The sequence below is a fragment of the Lacinutrix undariae genome, assembly GCF_052934785.1.
This window is the reverse complement of record NZ_CM128809.1, coordinates 2,846,006-2,868,735: the sequence shown is the minus strand read 5'-3', so window position 1 is coordinate 2,868,735 and position 22,730 is coordinate 2,846,006. Positions and strand designations below refer to the sequence as shown.

Below are 22,730 nucleotides of genomic sequence, written 5' to 3'. Positions count from 1 at the left end.
AATTAAAATTTTTGCAATTATATTACAGTGATAATTTCACTTTGTGGTAATCTAGATTTTGGTGTTTTGTCCGTCGAATTAAAATCAGATGCTGCTCTATATCCTAAAGAAACAACTACTAAAGAGGTAAATCCTTTTGCTCTTAATCCAAATTCTTCATCTAAGGCTTTTACATCAATACCTTCCATTGGCGTAGCATCGATACCTAAACTTGCAACTCCTAATAAAAAGTTACCAATGTTAAGATATACTTGCTTTTCCATCCAATGTTGATAGTCTTTTAAATCATATTTATGAATGTCACCAAAAGCGTTCATTCCTCCGTACATTCCGTTTTTAATGTCTTCATTAGGAAATCTTCCGTCTTTATCCTGTACTTCTAAAAGGTGTTTAAAAAAAGTATCATCTGCACCTTCACTCGTTTTTGAACAAAACAATACTACTGCTGATGCATTTGTTATTTTTGGTTCATTAAAATGAAAAAAGCCTTGAGTTCCTTTTGTCATACGTGCTTTACCTTCTGTAGTCTCAGCAATAATAAAATGCCAAGGTTGCAGGTTGATACTTGAAGGACTCATTCGTAATAAATTTTTGACTTCAGCCATATCTGCATCAGATATTTTCTTGGTGGTGTCGTATTCCTTCGTAGTGTATCTCCAGTTTAATGTGTCGTGTAAATTCATCTTTTTATGTTTTTTAAAAATTAACTATCATTTTTATAGTGACAAAAGTAAGTATAGTATTAAAACCTCGCAATAACGGTCATAAATGATAGTACAAAAATAAATAGAAAATCAACCCAAATTGATGTGCAAGAAATAGAATTAGCAGAATGGAAACAGCGTCCTGTTTGAACTTGTTTTAATTTTAAATGGTGAAGGGACACATAATCAATCCCCTTATTTGTCAGGAAGCGTGTTTTTACTCTCTGCTTTAAAATGTCATTCATTCACAATCTATAAGCCTACAAAATTTATTTTTTTGAAATTTACAGATTTATTTTTTAAGACTGTATATGGAGTTTCAATTGACAGGAATGAGTCGTTTAAAGAGGCTTCTTATATTTACTACCTGGTGATATTATTAAAAATAATAAGACAGAAAGCACTTGGATAGCTTAATAGCTATCATTCTTCAAGAAAATCAAAATCATAGTAAAACATCAACACGCTTCATTAGAAGTTTAATGACAAGTATTCTGGAGGTGTTAATTAGATTGTTAAATTCAGATTTTACACTTACTGATATAGCGAAAGATTTAGGGTTTACAGATGCTAGTTATCTCTCAAAAACTTTTAAACGTTATGTTGGAAAGACTATTAGGGAGTTTAAAAACGAAGGAGAATATATTTTACTTAAACGCTCAGCATGTATAACGTAATTAATAAAAAAAACCACTTAATTAATTAAGTGGTTTTTTTTATTTTAAGCATTTTCAGAAATACGCTTAGATTTTCTGTATGTATATTTAGGGTAAATTGCACGTTTTGCAAAACGGTTAATTTTATCACTATTTATCATTTTAATGTAAACTTGTTTAGTAACACCAAAGTACTCATAAGTTGCTCCATCAAGAAATGTAATTTCTAAAAGCAATCCTTTATGTACAAAATCTGCAATACCAGATTTATTAATAGTTTCCGTGTATTCAGGAAGATTCGCTTCAATAGTTTCTGGAGCAATACTTACTAAAAAGTGGTAACCATCAATGATTTTACGACTTTTTTCTTCAGCTTCTTCAAATAAAGCGTCGCCTTCTTGAAATTTATCTGGATGCCATTCTTTGGCTAAATTACGATAGCTCTTTTTTAGAGGTTTAAGCTCTATCTCTTTTTCTATTCCAAAGAGTTTCTTGTATTCGGTAATACGCTTCATTATAATTGCTTTTTTTTGCTGGCGCAAAAGTACATCTTAAAATTAAATGGATAACCATCTTTTTTAAAATTTAATATTAATTTATTGTTGTTTCAGTTTTAAGCTAAAGTAATGCGGACTTTCTTCTTTTTTAAACGCGTATTATTAGTGAGTTCTACAAGTATATCTGCTTTGTTTTTAGGTACTGCAACAAATGCACAATCTTGTTTTAATTCAATAACACCCAATTCGTCTTTATTTAATCCGCCTTGTTTAAAGAATAATCCTGCAATATCTCCTTTTGAAATTTTATCCTTTCTGCCTCCCGAAATAAATAAAGTGCTCCATTGAGACCTTATTCTGGTTGGTTTTCCGTCTAATTTTTCAATATGATTAGTATTTATAAATTCAGGTAAATTTTCTTCTTCCCATTTAAGAACATAGGCTGTTCCTTGGGTATTCATACGTGCTGTTCTACCATTTCTATGGGTAAACTCTTCAGCTTTTAAAGGTAATTGAAAATGAATAATGTAGTTTAATTCCGGAATATCTAATCCTCTTGCTGCTAAATCTGTAGCGACAATAATTTGATGTGTTCCATTTCTAAATTTTATTAAAGCACGTTCACGTTCTATTTGTTCTAATCCACCATAAAAACAACCATGAGCAATGTTGTTTTCATTAAGAAAATTACTCACAAACTGGATGGTATCTTTAAAATTACAGAAAATAATCCCGGGTTTGTTTCCTATAGTGTGTAGTAAATCTACTAAAGTTTGAAGTTTGTTTTTTGATGGAGAAATCACCTTTTTTATCTCTAATTGAGACTTTTTGGTGTGTAAATAATCAATAACCAACTCGTTTTGTAACCCTACAAACTCAGGGATTTTCATATCTTGAGTTGCCGATGTTAATACGCGCTTTTCTATATGTGGTAAATGATCAATAATATCACGCATTTGTTCTTCAAAACCTATCTCTAAAGATTTGTCAAACTCATCTAATACTAAGGTTTTTATATGTGCAGTACTGCAAGTTTCGCGACGTAAATGATCTGAAACCCGTCCTGGAGTTCCAATTAAAATAGCTGGAGCATGTGCTAATTCTATTTTATCTTTTGAAAAAGGGCGACCTCCATAAACGGCATTAGCTTTAAAACCAGATCCCATTTCGCGAATTACTTGTTCAATTTGTATTGCTAATTCTCTTGATGGTACAATAATAAGTAGTTGCACTTCTTCAATAGCTCTGTCTAGAGTAGCCATTGTAGGTAATAAAAATGCGACAGTTTTTCCTGTTCCTGTAGGAGATAACACAATTGTATTATCGGCATTAGTAATTGCTAAATGCGCTTCTTCTTGCATGTCATTTAGCGCGGTGATATTTAATTTATTTAAAATCTCCTGCTGTCCTTTTATTGGTTTTGCCATTAGTTTACGTGAGATTATGCTTGGTGTTTTTTCTTCTTTTTTGGTTTACTGTCAACTGGTTTTTCGACAATAGTTTTGTTTTCGGCAATATAATTTGATAAAATTTTATCTACCAATTCCTCTTTTGTTAAATGATGAAAAATATTTTTCACCTTAGCTTTAAAATCTTCAGGAATCTCACGATTAGGTTTCGTTTTAAATATTTTACGCGCCCAAAGTAATCCGTTATTTTCTTCAATGCTTTTAGCATCTGCTTTTTCAAATTTGGTGAAAGAAATACTTAATTCTTCTTCAAATTCAGGAATATCTTCAATTTCATCATCTTGAATAATGCTTAGTGCTAACCCCTCTGCTCCTGCTCTAGCTGTACGTCCGCTTCGGTGTACATAAGCATCATAAGTATCAGGTAAATGGTAATTAACTACGTAAGTAATTTCCTTAACGTCAATTCCACGAGCTGCCAAATCTGTGGCAACTAAAATATCAATATAACCTTCTCTAAATTGCCCCATAATACGATCACGTATTCCTTGAGATAAACTTCCGTGGATAGCTCCTGATGAGAATTTATTGATGGCTAGGTTTTTAGCTAATTTATTAACTGCAGCTTTAGTTTTACAGAAAATTATACCGCGTTCGCCTTCTTTTGAATTTAAGAAATGCATTAAAACTTCAAGTTTTTCAATAGGCTCTACAACTACATATTGGTGAGAAATACCTTGATGACCTGTTGTGGCCATGTCAGCTTCGTAAGTTCTAACGTTTTTTGATAAATAGTTTTGTACCAATTGCTTGATACTACCTATCATTGTTGCTGTAAATAAAAGTGTACGGCGTTGTTCTGGTAAGGCTTTTAAAATAGTTTCAACACCTTCTTTGTGTGCTGTAATCATTTCATCAGCTTCATCTAAAACAACATATTTCACATGTTTTAAGTTGATACCGTTGCGTTCCATAATATCTGCTAAACGTCCCGGAGTAGCAACTACAACATGTGTTGTGTTTTTTAAACGTTCTAATTGTGGTTTTATAGGTGTTCCCCCAAATAAACCTACAATTTGCAAAGTTTCATCATGAGAAGAAAACGCTTCTAAATTGGCGCAAATTTGTTGTCCAAGTTCTCTTGTTGGTGCTAAGATTAAAGTTTGAATATTGCTATTTTCAATATCTACTAATTGCAATAAAGGCAATCCAAAAGCGGCAGTTTTACCGGTTCCAGTTTTTGCTAATGCTACAACATCATTGGTTTCATTAAGAATAATAGGAATTACTTTATCCTGAATAATTGTAGGTTCAGAAATTTGTAAAGTCGCTAAACTTGATAATAGTGATGGTTTAATCCCTAACGCAGAGAACTGTTTTGACATAAGTTATAATTTTGTGCAAAGATAATAGAGTTTTGTTGGTTTTACGGTGTTATAGTTAAGTATTAAACCATAAAAAAAGCCCATCAAAATTAATTGATGAGCTTTTACTAAAAATAGATGTATATGTTATAAAACTTTTACGTTTACTGCATTTAAACCTTTTTTTCCTTCTTGTAGATCGAATTCAACTTCGTCACCTTCGCGAACTTCGTCAATTAATCCAGAAATGTGTACAAAATGTTCTTTGTCTGAACCTTCTTCAGTGATGAATCCAAAACCTTTAGTGTCGTTGAAGAATTTTACTGTTCCTTTACTCATTGTAATATATTTAATTATTTAATAATACTTTTGATAATGCAATATGCGTGCCAAAAAAAGAATGTCATGCATATTAACTGTGATTTATTTAGAATTTAATTTTCAAAGCTTCAAATAAATGGCTCATTGTCCATGCAGGACCTATCATTAAGAACTGTAAGTCTTTTATGAACGATGGTTTTTTTCCTTCATGGTTGTGTCCGATAAACTGACCAATCCATGACACGACAAAAATAATTGTCATGCTTAACCATAAAGGTGACATGTTTATCTGACTTATTAGATGAACTCCATATAAAACGATTACTGAAAAAATAAACATTGCCACAAATAACACTTTAGATAAACGGAGGTAATAAAACAAACCTAATATAATTACCAAGCTGCCATAGTGGATAAATCCCGCTATAGCTGTAGGAAAAAGAGCTATTACCATTTTTGGAACAGGAATACTTGCTAATAAACCAATAAGACTAAAAAATATCAATGGCACACATATATAATGTATCATGACATTTAATTTTGTTTGATGACTTTCTGCGTATTCTTTTAATAAGGAATCTATTACTCTCATTTATGTTGCTAATTACCTGTTATTGGTTTACAAATTACGTTTTATTAATGCATAGCTAAACATAAATTAAACTTTTTTTAAGATTTATACATATATAATTAATTACATTTGTGCTCTTAAAATTAATTATCAAGAATCTCGAAAGGAGATAGCAACCTGCATTAACAAGCAAGGTGCTAAATAGATAAGCCAATTAGTTTGGAAAAAATGTTAATTCATACTTCTCTTACTTAAATGCTATTTCCTTTTTTTAAATAAAGATATAATGGCAAAATTGAAAACAATCACACCAAAATTCTCAGCATTAATACCACTATTTGTATTTGTATTTACATTTTTAGGTGTAGGTGTTTATAAAAATGATTTTTATGCATTACCCGCTCCTATTGCAGTTATTGTAGGAATTATTGTGGCATTTTTAATGTTTAAACAATCGATAAACTCAAAAATTAATACTCTTTTAAAAGGTTGTGGAGACGATAAAATACTAACCATGTGTCTTATCTATTTATTAGCTGGCGCATTTGCTGCTATTACAAAAGCAACAGGTAGTGTAGATGCTATTGTTAATTTAGGGTTAGATGTGATAGCAATACAATATATCTATTTAGACATCTTTATTATTGCTAGTTTTCTATCAATTTCTACAGGAACTTCGGTTGGAGCTATTGTCGCTTTAGCGCCTATTATAGTTGCTATTGCTGATAAAAGTAGTGTAGATTTAGCGATATTAAGTGGCGCCTTATTAGGCGGAAGTATGTTTGGTGATAATTTGTCAGTTATTTCAGATACTACAATTGCAGCAACACAGTCTTTAGGTTGTAAAATGAGCGATAAATTTAAACAGAATATTAAAATTGCGGTTCCAGCAGCATTATTTACAATTATAATTTTGATTTTTCAAGGGTTCGGACTAAAAGACGTAGCCTCGCAAGACGTGGTTTACACTTATTCTATTCTAAAAATTCTACCTTATATTCTAGTTATTCTATTGTCTGTATTAGGTGTCAATGTTTTTATTACATTACTTTTAGGGGTAATATCGGCAGGAATATTAGGAATTATATATGGTGATTTTACGCTTTTAGAATCTTCTAAAATTGCATACATAGGATTTACTAACATGACAGAAATCTTCTTACTATCTCTGCTTACAGGTGGATTAGCTGCTTTGGTTGAAAAAAATGGAGGGATTGATTTTATATTAATAAAAATTAAAACCCTTATTAAAAGTAAAAAGTCTGCGCAATTTGGTATTGCGGCTTTAGTTAGCACCATTAATATGGCGATTGCTAATAATACGGTTTCAATTATTATTGCGGGTCCAATAGCTAAAACTATAAATGACGATTACCAATTAGATCATAAAAACACCGCTTCTATATTAGATATTTTTGCGTGTATTACTCAAGGACTTCTACCCTATGGTGCACAAGTTTTAATGATTTTAAGTTTTTCTAACGGAAAAATAGATTATTTAGATTTGGTTACTAATACTTGGTATTTATTATCACTTTCCATTTATACCTTATTATTTATTAGCTTTAAACCCTTTCAGAAAGGATAAATTCATATTTATTTCTTCTACTTAAATAAATGAAAAATTAAATATTTGTTAAAAAGAGAATGAACGTTCATTTTTATTATATCTTTGTATTAGAATAATAAGACAATGGCAAAACTTCAAAAAAGTATAGAGAAAAGAAACGCATTAATTAAAGCAACTATCGAGTTGGTAAATAATAATGGTTTTCATGCAACGCCTATGAGCAAGATTGCTAAAATGGCTAATGTATCTCCTGCTACTATTTACTTGTATTTTGAAAACAAACAAGATTTAGTAAATAAAACGTATGTAGAAGTTAAAGAAAAATACACCCAATATGCTTTTGAAACTTACAAGGAAAATATGCCTATTGAAACTGGTTTTGAATTGATTTGGAAACGTATTGCAGACTTTAAACTTAAAGAATGTGAAAACGCTATGTTTTTAGCACAATGTGATAACACGCCAATGATTGATGAAGAAAGCAGACAAGAAGGTATTAAACATTTACAACCCCTACTCGACCTTTGGACTAGAGGAAAAGCAGAGGGAATTATAAAACCATTATCCGAATATATACTATATGCTTACGCTATAAACCCGTTATCCTTTTTAATGATGACTCAAAAACGTGGTGCTTTTACATTAAATAAAACACATATTGAAGAAGCATATCAATCGGCTTGGAACAGTATAAAAGTGTGCAAATAAGATGAAGAAAACAGCAATTATATTAGGAGCAACTGGGTTAACTGGTAATTATCTTCTTCAAAAATTAATTGAAGATCATCGTTACGAGCATATCAAATTATTTTCTCGAAAGAAAATATATGGTTTACCAAATAAAGTGACTCAATATATAGGTAACCTTTTAGAATTAGATCAGTTTACTCAAGACTTTAAAGGCGACGAAATATATTGTTGCATTGGTACAACAGCAAAAAAGACACCTAATAAAACGTTTTACAAGCAAATAGATTATGGGATTCCGGTAGCTGCAGCTAAACTGGCTAAGACGAATAACATAAACACCTTTTTAGTGATTTCAGCAATGGGAGCAAATAAAAACAGTTCGGTGTTTTATAATAAAACAAAAGGTGAAATGGAACATGATGTGTTGCAGCAACATATTAAAAACATTTATATATTAAGACCTTCTTTAATTGCTGGCGAACGAAAAGAGCAACGTGTATTAGAGAGAATTGGATTAACCATATTTAAAGTGATTCAACCTTTATTTATAGGTAAACTGAAAAAATATAAAAGTATTTCAGCAGAATATATAGCTGAAGCAATGCTGAATTTAGCAAATCAAACACAACAGAAGGATGTTATTATTCCTTCAGACGAAATAGAAAAAATAGCACATAACAACTAAAAAAAATACTATGGAATTATTAGATAAATTAAACTGGAGATACGCAGCTAAAGCAATGAATGGCGAAAAAGTATCAGAAGAAAAAATACAAAATATTCTTGAAGCTGCTCGTTTAGCACCAACTTCTAGTGGATTACAACCTTTTGAGATTTTTGTAATCAAAAATCAAGATATTAAAGAGAAAATAAGACCGGTAGCATGGAACCAATCTATGATTACAGACTGTTCTCACCTACTCGTTTTTGCCGCTTGGGACACTTATACGGCAGATCGTATTAACCACATGTTCGATTTAACTAATGATATTCGTGGATTTAAAAATGAAGGTTGGGAAAATTACCGACAAATGTTATTGAGTTCTTATCCTCAAAAAGATGCCGAAGAAAACTTTAATCACGCAGCAAAGCAAGCTTATATCGCTTTTGCTAACGCAGTTACTGCCGCAGCTTTTGAAGGTGTAGATGCAACGCCAATTGAAGGTTTTGAGCCAGATGCCGTAGATGAAATTTTAGGATTACGTGAAAAAGGATTGCGTAGTGCTGTTTTATTACCATTAGGATACCGAAAAGAAGATGCAGATTGGTTAGTAAACTTAGTAAAAGTGAGAAAACCTATGGAAGAATTAGTAACCGTAATTGAATAAGGAAAAGATGATGACAAAGACTATTTTATTAAACAACAGACCAGAAGGAAAGCCAACACTTTCTAATTTTGAATTTATAACTGAAGACAAATCATTAACACTTAAAGATGGAGAAATTCTACTTGAAGCAACTTATGTTTCTGTAGATCCATATTTAAGAGGAAGAATGAGTGATGCAAAATCTTACGTCCCTCCTTTTCAGCTTAATGAACCTGTACAGTCGGGTGTTGTAGCAAAAGTTACCGCTACAAAAAACAGCAATTTTAAAGAAGGAGACTTTGTTTCTGGATTATTAAGTTGGAAAACACAAGAAATATCAAATGGTGAAGGTCTTACCAAAGTAGATGGTACAAAAGCACCATTAAGCGCATATTTAGGCGTGTTAGGAATGACAGGATTAACGGCCTATTTGGGATTAAATGAAATAGGAAAACCAAAAGCAGGAGAAACTATTGTGGTTTCTGGAGCTGCTGGAGCTGTTGGATCTGTTGTTGGGCAAATCGCTAAAATATTAGGTTTACGTGTGATTGGAATTGCTGGAACGGATGAGAAAATAGACATGCTAAAATCTAAATTTGGTTTTGATGCAGGAATCAATTATAACACTAGTAAAGATATTAATGCAGATATAAAAGCATTAGCGCCAAATGGTGTAGATATTTATTTTGATAATGTTGGTGGGCCAATTTCAGATGCTGTACTATTCAATATTAATCATTTTGCAAGAATTATTATTTGTGGTGCAATTTCTATGTACAATAGTACCGAAATACCAACAGGAGTTAGTGTACAGCCATTTTTAGTAAAAAACAGCGCCTTAATGCAAGGTTTTATTGTATCTAATTATGCTAAAAAATTCCCTGAAGCAATTCAACAATTAGCAACTTGGTTAGCCGAAGAAAAATTAACTTATACAGAAACAATTGTAGAAGGTTTTGATAATATACCAAATGCTTTTATCGACTTATTTGAAGGTAAAAACAAAGGTAAAATGATCGTTAAATTATAAATAATTAAAGAAAAAGAATATGAACAATTTTGAATTAAAAAATCCGACCAAAATTATATTTGGAAAAGATTCTATCGAAAAATTAGAAAGTGAAATCCCTCAAGATGCCAAAGTATTATTACTTTATGGTGGAGGAAGTATTAAGAAAAACGGAATTTACGACCAAGTAAAAACAGCTTTAGCAAAAGTTAATGTTGTAGAGTTTGGCGGTATTCCTGCAAATCCGGAATATTCGGTTTTAATGGATGCTTTAAAAGTAATTAAAGACGAAAAAATCACTTATTTATTAGCTGTTGGTGGTGGATCTGTAATTGATGGAACTAAGTTTTTATCGGCTGCAGCTGTTTATAACGGCGAAACACCTTGGGATATTTTAACCCAAAATATTAGAACGGAAAAAGGGATGCCTTTTGGAACCGTATTAACCTCACCAGCAACAGGTTCTGAAATGAATTCAGGTGCAGTAATTACTAGAAAAGAAACCAAAGAAAAATTAGCCATGGGCGGTCCTGGTTTATTTCCTGAGTTTTCAATACTAGATCCTCAGGTGATTAGTTCTATTCCGCAACGCCAATTAGCAAACGGATTAACAGATGCTTTTACACATGTTTTAGAGCAATATATGACCTATTCAGTTGGTGCTTTATTGCAAGATCGTTTTGCTGAAAGCATTTTACAAACTATTATTGAAGTGGCTCCAAAAGTATTAAAAGATCCTACAGATTATAATGCTGCAGCAAATTTCATGTGGAGTTGTACAATGGCATTAAACGGATTAATCCAAAAAGGAGTCCCTGGAGATTGGGCTGTACACGCTATGGGTCATGAATTAACTGCTTTATTTGGTATTGATCATGCTCGTACTTTGGCTGTAATTGCACCAAGTCACTACAAGTTTAATTTTGAAGCTAAGAAAGAAAAATTAGCACAATACGGTGAACGTGTTTGGAATATAACTGAAGGAAATACAGACGACAAAGCTTATGCTGCTATTGAAAAAACAGTTGAGTTTTTCCATGAATTAGGGATCGATACTAAATTATCTGATTATACTAAAGATTATGAAGGAACTGCCGAAGAAATAGCAAAGCGTTTTACAGATCGTGGTTGGTTAGGTTTAGGTGAACACCAAAATTTAACACCAGAAAAAGTAGAGAAAATTGTAAAAATGGCTTACTAATATTTAACTATTGAAAACATTAAAAATATTTGCTCTAATCTTTACAGTTATAACTGTTGTTAGTTGTAATTCAAAAGTAAAAGAGACATCATCTGAAGATAATTTAGATGAAGAAACCACATTAAAAAAAGAAAAGAACATGAATATATTATTTGTCTTAACGTCTCACGATCAATTAGGAGATACCGGAAAAAAAACAGGATTTTGGGTTGAAGAATTTGCTAGCCCATATTATACCTTATTAGATAAAGGTGCAACTATTACTATTGCAACACCAAAAGGTGGTGCAGCACCAATTGACCCAAGTAGTGACGCGCCAGATGCCGCTACAGAAGCAACAGATCGTTTTAATGCAGATGCTCTTGCAAAAGAAAAGATAGCAAACACAAAAATATTGGCAGATATGAATCCTGATGATTTTGATGCTGTATTTTATCCAGGTGGTCACGGACCATTATGGGATTTAACTAACGATAAAAACTCAGTAGCTTTAATTGAGAAATTTGATCGTCAAGAAAAACCTATTGCATTTGTTTGTCATGCACCAGCAGTATTAAAAGATGTTAAAAATGAAGACGGAACTGCTTTAGTAAAAGGTAAAAAAGTTACTGGTTTTTCAAATGAAGAAGAAGCTGCAGTTGGATTAACTGAAGTTGTACCTTTATTATTAGAAGATATGCTGATTGAAAATGGCGCATTTTATTCTAATGGTGATAATTGGGCAGCTTACGCAGTGCAAGATGGAAACTTAATTACAGGTCAAAATCCAGCATCGTCAGAATTAGTTGCAGAAAAACTATTAGACGCTTTAAAATAATTACCCTCTCCCTTATTGATTATATTTATTAGTATTAAAACCTGTAAACTTATGTTTGCAGGTTTTTTGTTTTTAATATTTAAATGTAGCACATAAAAAAAGCGCTACATCTGTAGCGCTTTTTCTATATAAAAGATATCTAATAATTATGGGTTTGTTGACCAGATACTAGACTCTTTAATAAAAACTCTTCTGTTTAATTTCAATTGAACAATTACTAATTCAGCTAAATCTTCAGCTTGCATAACACGTTCAGGATTTCCATCAGTAAGTTTTAAATCAATCGCCATATCTGTAGCAATTGTACTTGGTGTTAATGCTGTAACTCTAATATTATTTTTTCTAACTTCTTGCATTAAAGATTCTGTAAGACCTAATACTGCAAATTTTGAAGCACTATAAGCACTTGTCATTGCATTACCTTTTAATCCTGCTGTAGAAGAAATATTAATAATATCTCCAGCATTTTGAGCTACCATTTTAGGTAAGAAAGCTCGCGTTACATAATAAGTTCCCATAAGGTTTACTTTAATAATGTTTTCCCAAACTTCTGGCTCTAATTCCATGAATTTACCAAACTTCCCAATTCCTGCATTATTTACAAGAATATCAATAGTTTCAAAAGATTCAAATACTGTTTTAGCAGCAGCGTTTACGCTTTCAATAGATGATACATCAGCAGTAACCACTAAAGTTTTAACACCGTATGGTTTTAAAGTTTCAGCTACGTTTTCTAAATCTGTTGCAGTTCTAGCTACTAATACTACATTAGCGCCTTCTTTTGCTAATGCAATTGCAACTTCTTTACCAATACCTTTTCCTGCTCCAGTAACAAGAGCATTTTTTCCTTTTAATGATTCCATTATATGTGTTTTTATGATCGTTTAAAATGTGTTTAGCAAATTTAAAACATATCACATTAAAATTAATTGACCTATGTTAATTTTATGTTGTTTTAATTGAACTTGCTCTAATTCTACTTAAACTTTCTGGAGAAACACCAAGATAATTTGCTATGTCGTAGTTGGCAATACGTTTCTCGATAGTAGGATAAGTCTCGCAAAATTCGATATAACGTGTTTTAGTATTTTTTTCTAAGGAAGAAAGCACGCGTTGTCGCATTGCAATTAATCCGTTGGTAATTAATATTCTGAAATAACGTTCAAACTTAGGAATTTCGTTAAATACATCTTGAAGATCTTCAAAACTAATCGTTAATAAAGTTGCGTCTTCAATAGCTTCAACGTATAATTTTGATGGTGTTTTTTTGTAGAAAGCTTCAAAGTCGCCAATCCACCAGTTTTCAATAGCAAATTGAATGATATGTTTTTTTCCGGAGTCATCCAAATAATAACCTTTTAAACAGCCTTTAATCACAAAGTATTCTTGAGTAATTATCTGTTCTGGTTGAATAAGCATCTCCCCTTTTGTAACTGTTTTCTGTTGTAAAACACGTGTAAAAAAATCAGTCTCGTCTTGTGTAAGCGAAATATGATGATTTACATGTGAAATAATTTCAGAATACATAAAAATTTAATTGATGTTGTTCTTTCTAAATCTTGAAAATAGCACGAGTTTCTTTTTCGTATTAATAAAGTAAACTCCTGTGAGTAATATACCTGCGGCAATTATAGATTGCGTGGTAATTTGTTCTTCTAAAAAATACCAGCCTAAAAATAAGGCTACAATTGGATTTACATAAGTTGATGTAGCTACTTTTTCTGGAGATACTGATTTTAGTAAAAAGTTAAAAGCTGTAAAAGCAACAATTCCACCAAAAACAATTAATAATACCATTGAGATTTGCACCTCTGTATGCCATTCTGTTGGCGAAATCCATGTTTCTCCAAAAGCTAAACTTGTAATAGCTAGCATGATTCCTCCACAAATCATTTGATATCCTGTATTGATGAAAAAGTTTTTTGGTAAATTAGATTTTGCAACAAAGAGACTACTGTATGCCCAACTTGACATAGAAATAAGAATGACAACCATTCCAAGTATCGAGCCTTCTTTGGTGATAATTAGCTGCTGACTTACTAGTAAATAAATCCCTATAATTCCTAATGCAACTCCAACGAGCGACATAGTTTGTATTTTTTTTCCTTGTAAAACACGCATCAAAATTAAGACGACAAGCGGTTGCGAAGAAATTTCTAAAGCAGCAAAACCACTATCTACATATTTTAAAGCCCAAACTACGCCTCCATTACCTACTGTTAAAAATAAAAATCCAGCAATAGCTGTATTTAGAAATTGCCGTTTGGTAATTTTTAAGGACATGCCTAAGCTCTTCCCTATTGCAAATATTAAAATACTTGCACATATAAATCTTATGGAAGCCAGCATAAATGGCGGTAACTGACTAACGGCAACTTTGTTTAATAAATAAGTAGATCCCCAAATAACATAAATTGAGAAAAACGCTAAAATAATAAGTGTAGTACTTTTAGACTTACCCATATGTGTTCAACCTAAAAAAGGTGTATTAAATATTAATCTTCAGGTGGAAATCCGTGGATTTGCTCAAAAACTTCATCAAAATTATGACGTAAGTATGTACGTAAACGTTGGCGATAATCGTCGTTTAACCATTTTACAAAATTGTAAGTGCTATTGCTAATACACTGTGTGTAACGCTCTAAACGGTGATTAATATCGTCATCTAATAATTTTACTAATGCTAATGCATCGTAAACATCTTCACTGTTTTCAATACATATTTTAGCATGATGCTCAATTGATCGCTCTAAAAGTACTTTTGAAGATTCTCCGTTATTTACAGAGTCAATATAGGCTTGTTTGATATCAAAATATACATCTTCAGATTTTACAAATTCAGCTCTAACATTGTCAGGCATTTCGTATCTAAAGTTGCTTTCTAAATCTTCATCATTTACAATGTTATCTAGATAATTATTTGGCGAACTAAATATTTTTTGCCAATCAATATCTGCTCCCCAAGGTCCAAAACGGTGAAGGTTATTACCTAAATCGATAATATTAAATTTCTCTTTTCCTTTAAAAATACGAGAACCACGACCTACCATTTGGTAATATAAAGCCAATGATTTTGTAGCTCTATTAAGAATAATAGTCTCCACACTAGGTTCATCAAATCCTGTGGTTAAAATACTTACCGAAGACAAAATAGCATTTGGTGTTTCTTTAAACCACTTTAAAATTTGTTGACGTTGTTTTTTATTTGCAGTATTATCTAAATGCGCTACTTCGTAACCTGCTCGTTTAAAAGCATCATATACGTGTAGCGATGTATTAATACCGTTGTTGAAAATTAAAGTTTTCTTGTTTTTTGAATGTGCTTCATAAGCATAAATTAGCTTTTTAAGCATATCTGCATTGGTGTATAAATCTTCAGAAGATTTTACGGTATAATCTCCGTTAGAACCAATTTCAAGTGTTGTTAATCCTACATTGTAAGCATAAGTTTCAGCACGAGCTAAAAAGTCATTTTCAATTAAAGACTCAATAGTTTCACCTGTAATAAGTTCATTGTAGTTACCTTTCATAGGTAAATCTTTGTTAGAACTTAAAGGTGTTGCTGTAACTCCTAATATAAATGACGATTCAAAATACTTAAATAATTTAGTAAATGAATTGTAATGCGCCTCATCAATAATAACTAAACCAACATCAGAAATATCTAATTTATCTTCTTGCAATCTGTTGTTTAGCGTTTCTACCATCGCTACATAACAACTGTATTGATCTTGGTCATCTAAATTCGCTTTACTGTCAATAACTTTATTAGTTACATTAAACTCAGTAAGCATTTTAGAGGTTTGTTTACACAACTCAATACGGTGAGTTAAAACCACGACTTTTTTATTGTGATTTTTTAAATATTGTCTTACCAATTCCGAAAATATAACCGTTTTACCTCCACCTGTTGGTAGTTGGTATAATAAGTGGTAATCATCTGGTGCTTCATCAAAACTATTAAATACTTTATCAATAGCTTTTTTTTGGTAGCTATATAAATCTTTCTCTATGGTTTTGTTTTTTATTGTTGAAACAGTTTGATCTGACATTGATACTATTTTATTGGTGTTTTATTGTTTTAGGCTGTATTTAGTTTTTAAATGGAGAATTACATAGTAACCTCCTTAAATGTAATACCTAATTCTTTTTGAAGTTCGATGATTTTTTGCATTTCCCCTGGAATAATTAGCGCAATAGATTGCCCTGTTTTTCCAGCTCTTGCTGTACGTCCACTTCTATGGGTATAATATTCTAATTGTTCTGGTAATTGATGATGAATTACAAATCCTAAATTATTTACGTCAATTCCTCTTGCAGAAACATCTGTAGATACTAAAAATTGTAAAGATTCATTTTTAAAAGCACGCATTACTTTATCGCGTTCTTTTTGTTGCATATCACCTTCTAAAGCTTCTACAGAGAACCCTTCGTTTTTAAGACTTTCGGTAAGTTGTTTTGTTCCTGCTTTTGTTCTGCAGAAAATAATACCACGCTCCTCACCTCGTTTGTCTAAAATACGAGTAATGATATTTAATTTATCTTTTATAGTTGTTGCAGTATATTGATGCGCAATATTTGCATTCACTAAACTATTCTTATTCACTTCAACTTTAATAGCCTCTGGTGACATGTATGTTTTTACTATTTTCTGAATTTCTTCAGGCATTGTTGCCGAAAACAACCACGTGTTTCTTTTTCCTGAAGTAAATTTTAAAATTTCGGTTAAATCTTGTTTAAAACCCATACTCAACATCTCATCGGCTTCATCCATGATAAGTGTTTTAATGTTTTTTATATCAAGATTCCCACGTTCAACCAAATCTAATAAACGTCCTGGAGTAGCTACAATAATGTGTGTAGTACGTTGTAAACGTTTAATTTGAATGTCCATTTTTTCACCACCATAAATACCTTCTGCAAAAATTTTAGCATCACTATATTTTGTGAATTTAAAAAGTTGCTTTTGTATTTGTTGTACAAGTTCACGTGTTGGCGCTAAAATAAGTGCCTGTATATGATCTTTTTTAGTATCAATCTGTTGTAAAACAGGTAACCCAAAGGCTGCTGTTTTTCCAGTACCTGTTTGCGCTAAACCAATAAAATCTGTTGGCGCTTTTAATAATACAGGAATTGTAGCTTCCTGAATTTCTGTGGGTGATTTAATACCAAGTTCTTTTAAACCTTTTACAAATGATTGTTGAACTCCTAAATCTAAAAATGTGGACATTGTCGGTTGGATTAGTTTGCAAAGGTATTGATATTACTGATGTTTTCAGAATTAAAAACCCAAAAGTTATTCGTAATTTCGGGTTTTTATACTAAAAATGAATTTCAAACGTCTTAATTTATGCTATTCTGGGTTTTGTAACACACATTTCTTGTGGGAAGACAACAAAATTATGGGTTTGCAACAATTTCAATTACCAGAAATACAACGCAAACAATTCTCACAATCTATTGATAAATATTTACGATTAGGAAAATTAGCCGAACGTTTTGTTTTTGAGGAATTAAGCACTATTGAAGGTCTAGAAATACTTTCGGAAAGCTTGCAAATTCAAGATGGAAAACGAACCGTTGGAGAATTAGACGGACTTATTATTTACAAGAATCAACCCATTCATTTAGAGATTGTTTATAAATTCTACCTTTACGATGACACGGTTGGAGCTACAGAAATTGACCATTGGATTGGACCAAACAGAAAAGATAGTTTTACTCAAAAATTAGAAAAACTAACTCAAAAACAGCTTCCACTACTCTATACTTCTCTATGTGAAACGGCTTTAACGAGGTTTAATTTATTGCCAAAAGATTTTGTGCAGCAAGTCTATTTTAAAGCGCAACTTTTTGTGCCAATTTCAAAAAGAAATATTATATTAAAACAAGTAAATTCAGCATGTATTGTTGGCATGTATATAAATAGAAATGAGTTTGAAACATTATCTGAGTGTAAGTTTTTTATCCCGGAGAAAGTAGATTGGTTATTAGCTATTGAAACACAAATACATTGGAAAATATTTGAGCAAATTTCAACAGAAATAAACAGATTATTAGATGAGGAAATAGCGCCATTATGCTGGGTGAAATACCCTAATGGTGAAACCGAAAAATGCTTTGTTGTTTGGTGGTGATTTACTATATTTAACTCGTAAAAAATCTACAGGTGTTTCAATAAAAATTTCAGAAAAAACAAAGAAATATAACATTGAGTCTTTCCTGTTTTTCTCGCTAATTAAAATTGGTTAATAACTCCTGCAAAAACCTTTACAATAACCGATTCGAAATTACTATTTTGCAAGCTCAATTCATTCACAAAAAACACACAAAATATTGAAAGTCTGTATCGCAGAAAAACCTAGTGTTGCACGAGAAATTGCAACTGTTCTTGGAGCAAATACAAAGCATGACGGCTATTACGAAGGTAATGGTTATGCGGTAACTTATACTTTTGGGCATTTGTGTACACTTATGGAACCTAACGATTATAAGCCGCATTGGAAAAGTTGGGATTTGAACAACTTACCTATGCTTCCTGAGAAATTTAAAACTAAAGTTGTTAGCAATTCGGGGATACAAAAGCAGTTTAATATCGTAAAACGTTTATTTGATAGTGCCGAACTTGTAATTAATTGCGGGGATGCGGGTCAAGAAGGAGAATTAATTCAGCGTTGGGTTTTAGATCAAGCAAATTATAAAGGTAAAGTTGAACGTTTATGGATTTCTTCATTAACTACCGAAGCCATAAAAGAAGGTTTTGAAAGTTTAAAACCTTCTGAAAATTACGATAATCTATATTATGCAGGATTTTCAAGAGCAATTGGTGACTGGTTATTAGGAATGAATGCCACACGATTATACACCGTAAAACACGGTGGTTACAAACAAGTGTTATCTGTAGGACGTGTGCAAACTCCTACTCTAGCTATGGTTGTAAATCGTTTTAAAGAGATTGAAAATTTTAAGCCCCAACCTTATTGGGAACTTCAAACATTATATAGAGATACTTTATTTGCTTACGAAGAAGGTAGATTTACCAAAATGGAAGATGGTGAAGTTTTAGCAAATAAAGTAAAAGAGGATGATTTTGAAATTGTCTCAATCACCAAAAAGAAAGGTACAGAATACGCACCTAAACTATTTGATTTAACAGGTTTACAGGTTTATTGTAATACGAAATTTGGTTTTACAGCCGATGAAACTTTAAAACTTGTTCAGAAGTTATATGAAATGAAAGTGGTGACGTATCCTAGAGTTGATACTACATTTTTACCAAACGATGTATATCCTAAAGTGTCTGGAATACTTCAAAAACTAACAAATTATTCAACTTTAACAACGCCGCTTTTAGGAAAGAAAATTAAAAAATCGGCAAAAGTATTTAACGATAAAAAAGTAACCGATCATCATGCGATTATTCCAACAGGAATGCAATCTAACTTGCAATATAATCAGCAACAGGTTTACGATATTATTACAAAGCGTTTTATAGCTGTGTTTTATGATGATTGTTCGGTGTCAAACACCACGGTTATTGGTAAAGCTGCCGACGTGAATTTTAAAACTACAGGAAAAGAAATTCTGAAAAAAGGATGGCGTGTCGTTTTTGAAATTCCAGGAAAACCGGAAAAAGAATCAGGAATTTTACCCACTTTCGAGAAAGGTGAAAAAGGACCACATCAACCTTCATTTTTAGAAAAACAAACCAAACCGCCAAATCAATTTACAGAAGCCTCATTGTTACGAGCTATGGAAACCGCAGGAAAGCAGGTTGATGATGATGAAATGCGTGAGTTGATGAAAGACAATGGTATTGGCCGACCTTCTACACGTGCAAATATTATTGAAACGCTTTTTAAGCGTCAGTATATAAAACGAAATAAAAAACAGATTTTACCTACCGTAACAGGAGTTGCGCTTATTGATACAATTCAGAATGAAATGTTGAAATCTGCTGAACTTACTGGTTTGTGGGAAAAACAATTAAAAGATATTGAAAAAGGCACCTATAGCGCAAGTTTGTTTATTGCAAACATGAAGCGTATGGTTGATCAATTGGTTTATGAAGTGAGAAGCGAATCTAAACGCGCCAATATTTCGCAAGCTGCAGTAGTTGAAGAACGTGCTGCAAAAGTGGTGAAAAAGAAAACCGTTGGTATTGCTTCAGAAGCGTGTCCGCAATGTAAAAAAGGAACAATTATAAAAGGAAAAACTGCTTATGGTTGTTCGGCTTATAAGGCAGGTTGTAAATTCCGTTTACCGTTCAGTATTTACGATAAAAAGATTTCAGAAAAACAATTTATACGTTTACTGCAAAAAGGATCGACAGTAAATTTAAAAGGCTTTAAGAAAGACAACGAAACTGTTGAAGGATTGTTACGATTTAATGAGCAATTTGAATTGATTTTAGAACCCAAAAAAGTTGCTAAAAAAGAAATTCCAGATACGTTAACTTGTCCAAAATGTAAAAAAGGAACCATTATGCGTGGTAAAACGGCTTATGGATGTTCGGCATATAAGGATGGTTGTGATTTTAGATTTTCGTTTGATGATATTAAGGAAAAATCTAACGGAGAGAAATTAACTAAAGAATTGGTTTTTAAAATATTAAATGGAAGCATCTAAAACAGCTCAAAAACATTATAAACTCTATAAACCTTACGGGTATTTGAGTCAGTTTCAAAGTAACGCGAAACATGAACAGAAGAAAAAATTCTTAGGTGAGCTTTATGCTTTTGCTGAAAACACAATGGCTATTGGTAGGTTAGATAAAAACTCTGAAGGGTTGTTATTGCTAACTACAGATGGACAGGTAAGTTATGATATTTGTAGCCGGAAAGTAGATAAAGAATACTATGCACAGCTAGACGGCGCAATTACAGAAGCTGCAATTGAGAGGCTTAAAAAAGGTGTTGAAATAGGTTTTAAAGGAATAAAGTATGATACTTTACCTTGTAAAGTTACGCTGTTAAAAACACCCGAATTACCTGCTACAGAACAAAAAATAAGAGATGATCGCCACGGACCAACCTCTTGGATTTCTGTTATAATAAATGAAGGGAAATTTCGTCAAGTTCGTAAAATGACCTCTGCAGTTGGTTTCCCAACCTTACGCTTGGTAAGAGTAAGAGTTGGTACTATAACTTTAGATGGATTACTCCCTGGAACTGTTAAGGAAATGGATAATTTATTATAAATTACACACGTTTTACACGTACTGCATTCATACCACGTTGTCCTTTTTCTAGCTCAAATTCTACTTTGTCGTTTTCTGCGATTTCATCAATTAAACCACTAACGTGACAGAAGTATTTTTCACTATCCTCAGCATCAATAATAAAACCAAAACCTTTTGAAGAGTCAAAGAATGATACTTTTCCTTTACGGATTGGATCGAATTCTTCTTCATCACCTTCTTCTTTTTTAGGAATACCTAAAACGATGTTTTCAGCTTCTACTTTGATTTTGTCCTCAGGATTAGGAGGCGTATCAGTTAAGTTTCCGTAAGCATCTACATAAGCAAATTGAATCCCTTGGGCTCCAACTTCTTTCGCTTCAGCTTTACGAGCGTTCTTTTTCTTTAGTTTGTCTTCACGTTTCTTAGCACGTGCTTTTTCTTTTTCAATTTTGTTAAAGGTCTGTTGAGACTTAGCCATTCTTTGTTTTAAATGTTTTTAATTAGATTTTCTGCAATCCAAAAAAATATTGGGAAGACAATGTGTAACTATTGATGATCCAAAAATCACTTTTGTGATTGCAATGCATCTTTCAGATAATTTCTGATAAGATACACAAATATAAGCCATAGTTTTGAATATCGCAATTAGCGTACAGATTATATTTTTGCTGTTAACTTATAAATAGCACATATTTATCATGTTTTACACACCTAAACGACTTAAAACGTCTGCTTTATAAGTTTCACCAATAGGAATTCTAATATCATCAATCACAACTTTAGTTTTCTGTAAAGCTCTGATATGTGTGATATTTACAACAAAAGAACGGTGAATTCTAATAAACTGATTTTCTGGGAGTTTACTTAAAATATCTTTAAAGCTAGAAAGTGTAATAATAGCTTTGTTAGATTTGGTGTCGTAAATTTTTAAATAATCTTTTAATCCTTGAATATATTTTATATTATCAATATCAATTTTTATGTTTTCGTACTCCGATTTTACAAAAATAAACTTATCCTCTTCCCTAATATTTGTAGGTCCAGCAGAGGATACGTTACAATTAGTTGTGTTTTCTAATTGAAATTTTTCTTTCGCACGAGATACCGCAGTAATAAATCTATGAAAAGGAATTGGTTTGACTAGATAATCTGTTGCGTTAAGATTAAAGCCTTCCAAAGCATATTGTGGATATGCAGTTGTGAAAATAAATTGAGGAATATTAGTAATTGATTTCACTAAATCTATACCGCTTAAGTTGGGCATTTCAATATCTAAAAACACGAGGTCTACATTGTTTTTATTAAGTAAAGTAATGGCTTCAAGGGGATTTGTGCAAGTTGCAACAATTTCAATACCACCTATTTTTTCTAGATAAGATTCTATAACATCAATTGCTAATGGTTCGTCATCTATGATTACGCATTTCATCATA

General features: G+C 31.9%; 24 protein-coding genes and 1 riboswitch. Of the genes, 11 read left to right on the top strand and 13 right to left on the bottom strand.

Going from position 1 to position 22,730, the window contains the following annotated elements; all coding sequences use genetic code 11:
- Nucleotides 1-17: 17 nt before the first annotated feature.
- Nucleotides 18-683, bottom strand: coding sequence for an oxygen-insensitive NAD(P)H nitroreductase (nfsB, locus tag ACU4C5_RS12845; RefSeq protein WP_446844610.1), 666 nt, complete (start codon nt 681-683; stop codon nt 18-20).
- 425 nt (nt 684-1,108) lie between these two features.
- On the opposite strand from nfsB, the gene ACU4C5_RS12840 reads away from it, so the two are divergent.
- Entirely contained in the window at nt 1,109-1,381 is a 273-nt protein-coding gene (locus tag ACU4C5_RS12840) for a helix-turn-helix domain-containing protein (RefSeq protein ID WP_446844609.1), read from the top strand.
- A 44-nt stretch (nt 1,382-1,425) separates the two neighbouring features.
- On the opposite strand, the gene ACU4C5_RS12835 is transcribed toward ACU4C5_RS12840, so the two are convergent.
- The 5 genes from ACU4C5_RS12835 to ACU4C5_RS12815 form a co-directional block, all read right to left on the bottom strand.
- A complete protein-coding gene (locus ACU4C5_RS12835) occupies nt 1,426-1,875 on the bottom strand; it encodes a KTSC domain-containing protein (RefSeq protein ID WP_446844608.1) in 450 nt (149 codons plus the stop codon).
- 98 nt (nt 1,876-1,973) lie between these two features.
- Nucleotides 1,974-3,284 carry a DEAD/DEAH box helicase gene (locus ACU4C5_RS12830; protein ID WP_446844607.1) on the bottom strand — a complete coding sequence of 437 codons (1,311 nt, stop codon included), beginning with the start codon at nt 3,282-3,284 and terminating at the stop codon, nt 1,974-1,976.
- A gap of 14 nt (nt 3,285-3,298) precedes the next feature.
- The gene (locus ACU4C5_RS12825) at nt 3,299-4,651 is read right to left on the bottom strand and encodes a DEAD/DEAH box helicase (protein WP_446844606.1); all 1,353 of its coding nucleotides are present in this window, start codon (nt 4,649-4,651) and stop codon (nt 3,299-3,301) included.
- A gap of 126 nt (nt 4,652-4,777) precedes the next feature.
- Nucleotides 4,778-4,969, bottom strand: a complete 192-nt coding sequence (locus tag ACU4C5_RS12820; RefSeq protein WP_446844605.1) for a cold-shock protein — start codon at nt 4,967-4,969, stop codon at nt 4,778-4,780.
- Nucleotides 4,970-5,057: 88 nt separating this feature from the next.
- Nucleotides 5,058-5,543: an Mpo1 family 2-hydroxy fatty acid dioxygenase gene (locus ACU4C5_RS12815; protein WP_446844604.1), complete on the bottom strand. Its 486-nt coding sequence runs from the start codon at nt 5,541-5,543 to the stop codon at nt 5,058-5,060.
- A gap of 121 nt (nt 5,544-5,664) precedes the next feature.
- Nucleotides 5,665-5,761: riboswitch (SAM-I-IV-variant riboswitch) on the top strand.
- Nucleotides 5,762-5,808: 47 nt separating this feature from the next.
- On the opposite strand from ACU4C5_RS12815, the gene ACU4C5_RS12810 reads away from it, so the two are divergent.
- From ACU4C5_RS12810 to ACU4C5_RS12780, 7 genes are all read left to right on the top strand, one after another.
- Entirely contained in the window at nt 5,809-7,110 is a 1,302-nt protein-coding gene (locus tag ACU4C5_RS12810) for a Na+/H+ antiporter NhaC family protein (protein ID WP_446844603.1), read from the top strand.
- A gap of 105 nt (nt 7,111-7,215) precedes the next feature.
- Entirely contained in the window at nt 7,216-7,800 is a 585-nt protein-coding gene (locus ACU4C5_RS12805) for a TetR/AcrR family transcriptional regulator (protein WP_446844602.1), read from the top strand.
- A 1-nt stretch (nt 7,801) separates the two neighbouring features.
- Complete coding sequence (locus ACU4C5_RS12800; protein ID WP_446844601.1) at nt 7,802-8,467, top strand: NAD(P)H-binding protein; 666 nt, start codon at nt 7,802-7,804, stop codon at nt 8,465-8,467.
- 10 nt (nt 8,468-8,477) lie between these two features.
- A complete protein-coding gene (locus tag ACU4C5_RS12795; protein WP_446844600.1) occupies nt 8,478-9,110 on the top strand; it encodes an NAD(P)H-dependent oxidoreductase in 633 nt (210 codons plus the stop codon).
- Between the two features lie 10 nt (nt 9,111-9,120).
- Nucleotides 9,121-10,119 (top strand): NADP-dependent oxidoreductase, encoded by a 999-nt coding sequence (locus tag ACU4C5_RS12790; protein WP_446846457.1) that lies wholly within the window; start codon nt 9,121-9,123, stop codon nt 10,117-10,119.
- A gap of 19 nt (nt 10,120-10,138) precedes the next feature.
- The gene (locus ACU4C5_RS12785; RefSeq protein WP_446844599.1) at nt 10,139-11,299 is read left to right on the top strand and encodes an iron-containing alcohol dehydrogenase; all 1,161 of its coding nucleotides are present in this window, start codon (nt 10,139-10,141) and stop codon (nt 11,297-11,299) included.
- Between the two features lie 139 nt (nt 11,300-11,438).
- Nucleotides 11,439-12,116 (top strand): type 1 glutamine amidotransferase domain-containing protein, encoded by a 678-nt coding sequence (locus tag ACU4C5_RS12780; RefSeq protein WP_446846456.1) that lies wholly within the window; start codon nt 11,439-11,441, stop codon nt 12,114-12,116.
- Between the two features lie 146 nt (nt 12,117-12,262).
- On the opposite strand, the gene ACU4C5_RS12775 is transcribed toward ACU4C5_RS12780, so the two are convergent.
- The 5 genes from ACU4C5_RS12775 to ACU4C5_RS12755 form a co-directional block, all read right to left on the bottom strand.
- Entirely contained in the window at nt 12,263-12,979 is a 717-nt protein-coding gene (locus tag ACU4C5_RS12775) for a 3-ketoacyl-ACP reductase (protein WP_446844598.1), read from the bottom strand.
- Between the two features lie 82 nt (nt 12,980-13,061).
- Nucleotides 13,062-13,643 carry a Crp/Fnr family transcriptional regulator gene (locus ACU4C5_RS12770; RefSeq protein WP_446844597.1) on the bottom strand — a complete coding sequence of 194 codons (582 nt, stop codon included), beginning with the start codon at nt 13,641-13,643 and terminating at the stop codon, nt 13,062-13,064.
- Nucleotides 13,644-13,649: 6 nt separating this feature from the next.
- A complete protein-coding gene (locus ACU4C5_RS12765) occupies nt 13,650-14,579 on the bottom strand; it encodes an EamA family transporter (RefSeq protein ID WP_446844596.1) in 930 nt (309 codons plus the stop codon).
- Between the two features lie 32 nt (nt 14,580-14,611).
- Entirely contained in the window at nt 14,612-16,168 is a 1,557-nt protein-coding gene (locus ACU4C5_RS12760; protein ID WP_446844595.1) for a DEAD/DEAH box helicase, read from the bottom strand.
- A 59-nt stretch (nt 16,169-16,227) separates the two neighbouring features.
- Complete coding sequence (locus ACU4C5_RS12755; protein WP_446844594.1) at nt 16,228-17,346, bottom strand: DEAD/DEAH box helicase; 1,119 nt, start codon at nt 17,344-17,346, stop codon at nt 16,228-16,230.
- A 97-nt stretch (nt 17,347-17,443) separates the two neighbouring features.
- On the opposite strand from ACU4C5_RS12755, the gene ACU4C5_RS12750 reads away from it, so the two are divergent.
- From ACU4C5_RS12750 to ACU4C5_RS12740, 3 genes are all read left to right on the top strand, one after another.
- Nucleotides 17,444-18,253 carry a DUF1853 family protein gene (locus tag ACU4C5_RS12750; protein WP_446844593.1) on the top strand — a complete coding sequence of 270 codons (810 nt, stop codon included), beginning with the start codon at nt 17,444-17,446 and terminating at the stop codon, nt 18,251-18,253.
- Nucleotides 18,254-18,452: 199 nt separating this feature from the next.
- Nucleotides 18,453-20,744: a type IA DNA topoisomerase gene (locus tag ACU4C5_RS12745; protein ID WP_446844592.1), complete on the top strand. Its 2,292-nt coding sequence runs from the start codon at nt 18,453-18,455 to the stop codon at nt 20,742-20,744.
- A complete protein-coding gene (locus ACU4C5_RS12740) occupies nt 20,731-21,315 on the top strand; it encodes a pseudouridine synthase (protein WP_446844591.1) in 585 nt (194 codons plus the stop codon). Before ACU4C5_RS12745 ends, ACU4C5_RS12740 begins: the two co-directional genes overlap by 14 nt.
- Before the next feature lies 1 nt (nt 21,316).
- Here ACU4C5_RS12740 and ACU4C5_RS12735 read toward each other — a convergent pair whose 3' ends face one another.
- Nucleotides 21,317-21,775, bottom strand: coding sequence for a cold-shock protein (locus ACU4C5_RS12735; RefSeq protein ID WP_446844590.1), 459 nt, complete (start codon nt 21,773-21,775; stop codon nt 21,317-21,319).
- A 225-nt stretch (nt 21,776-22,000) separates the two neighbouring features.
- On the bottom strand, nt 22,001-22,729 hold the full coding sequence (locus ACU4C5_RS12730) for a LytR/AlgR family response regulator transcription factor (protein WP_446844589.1): 729 nt from the start codon (nt 22,727-22,729) through the stop codon (nt 22,001-22,003).
- Nucleotide 22,730: the final 1 nt, after the last annotated feature.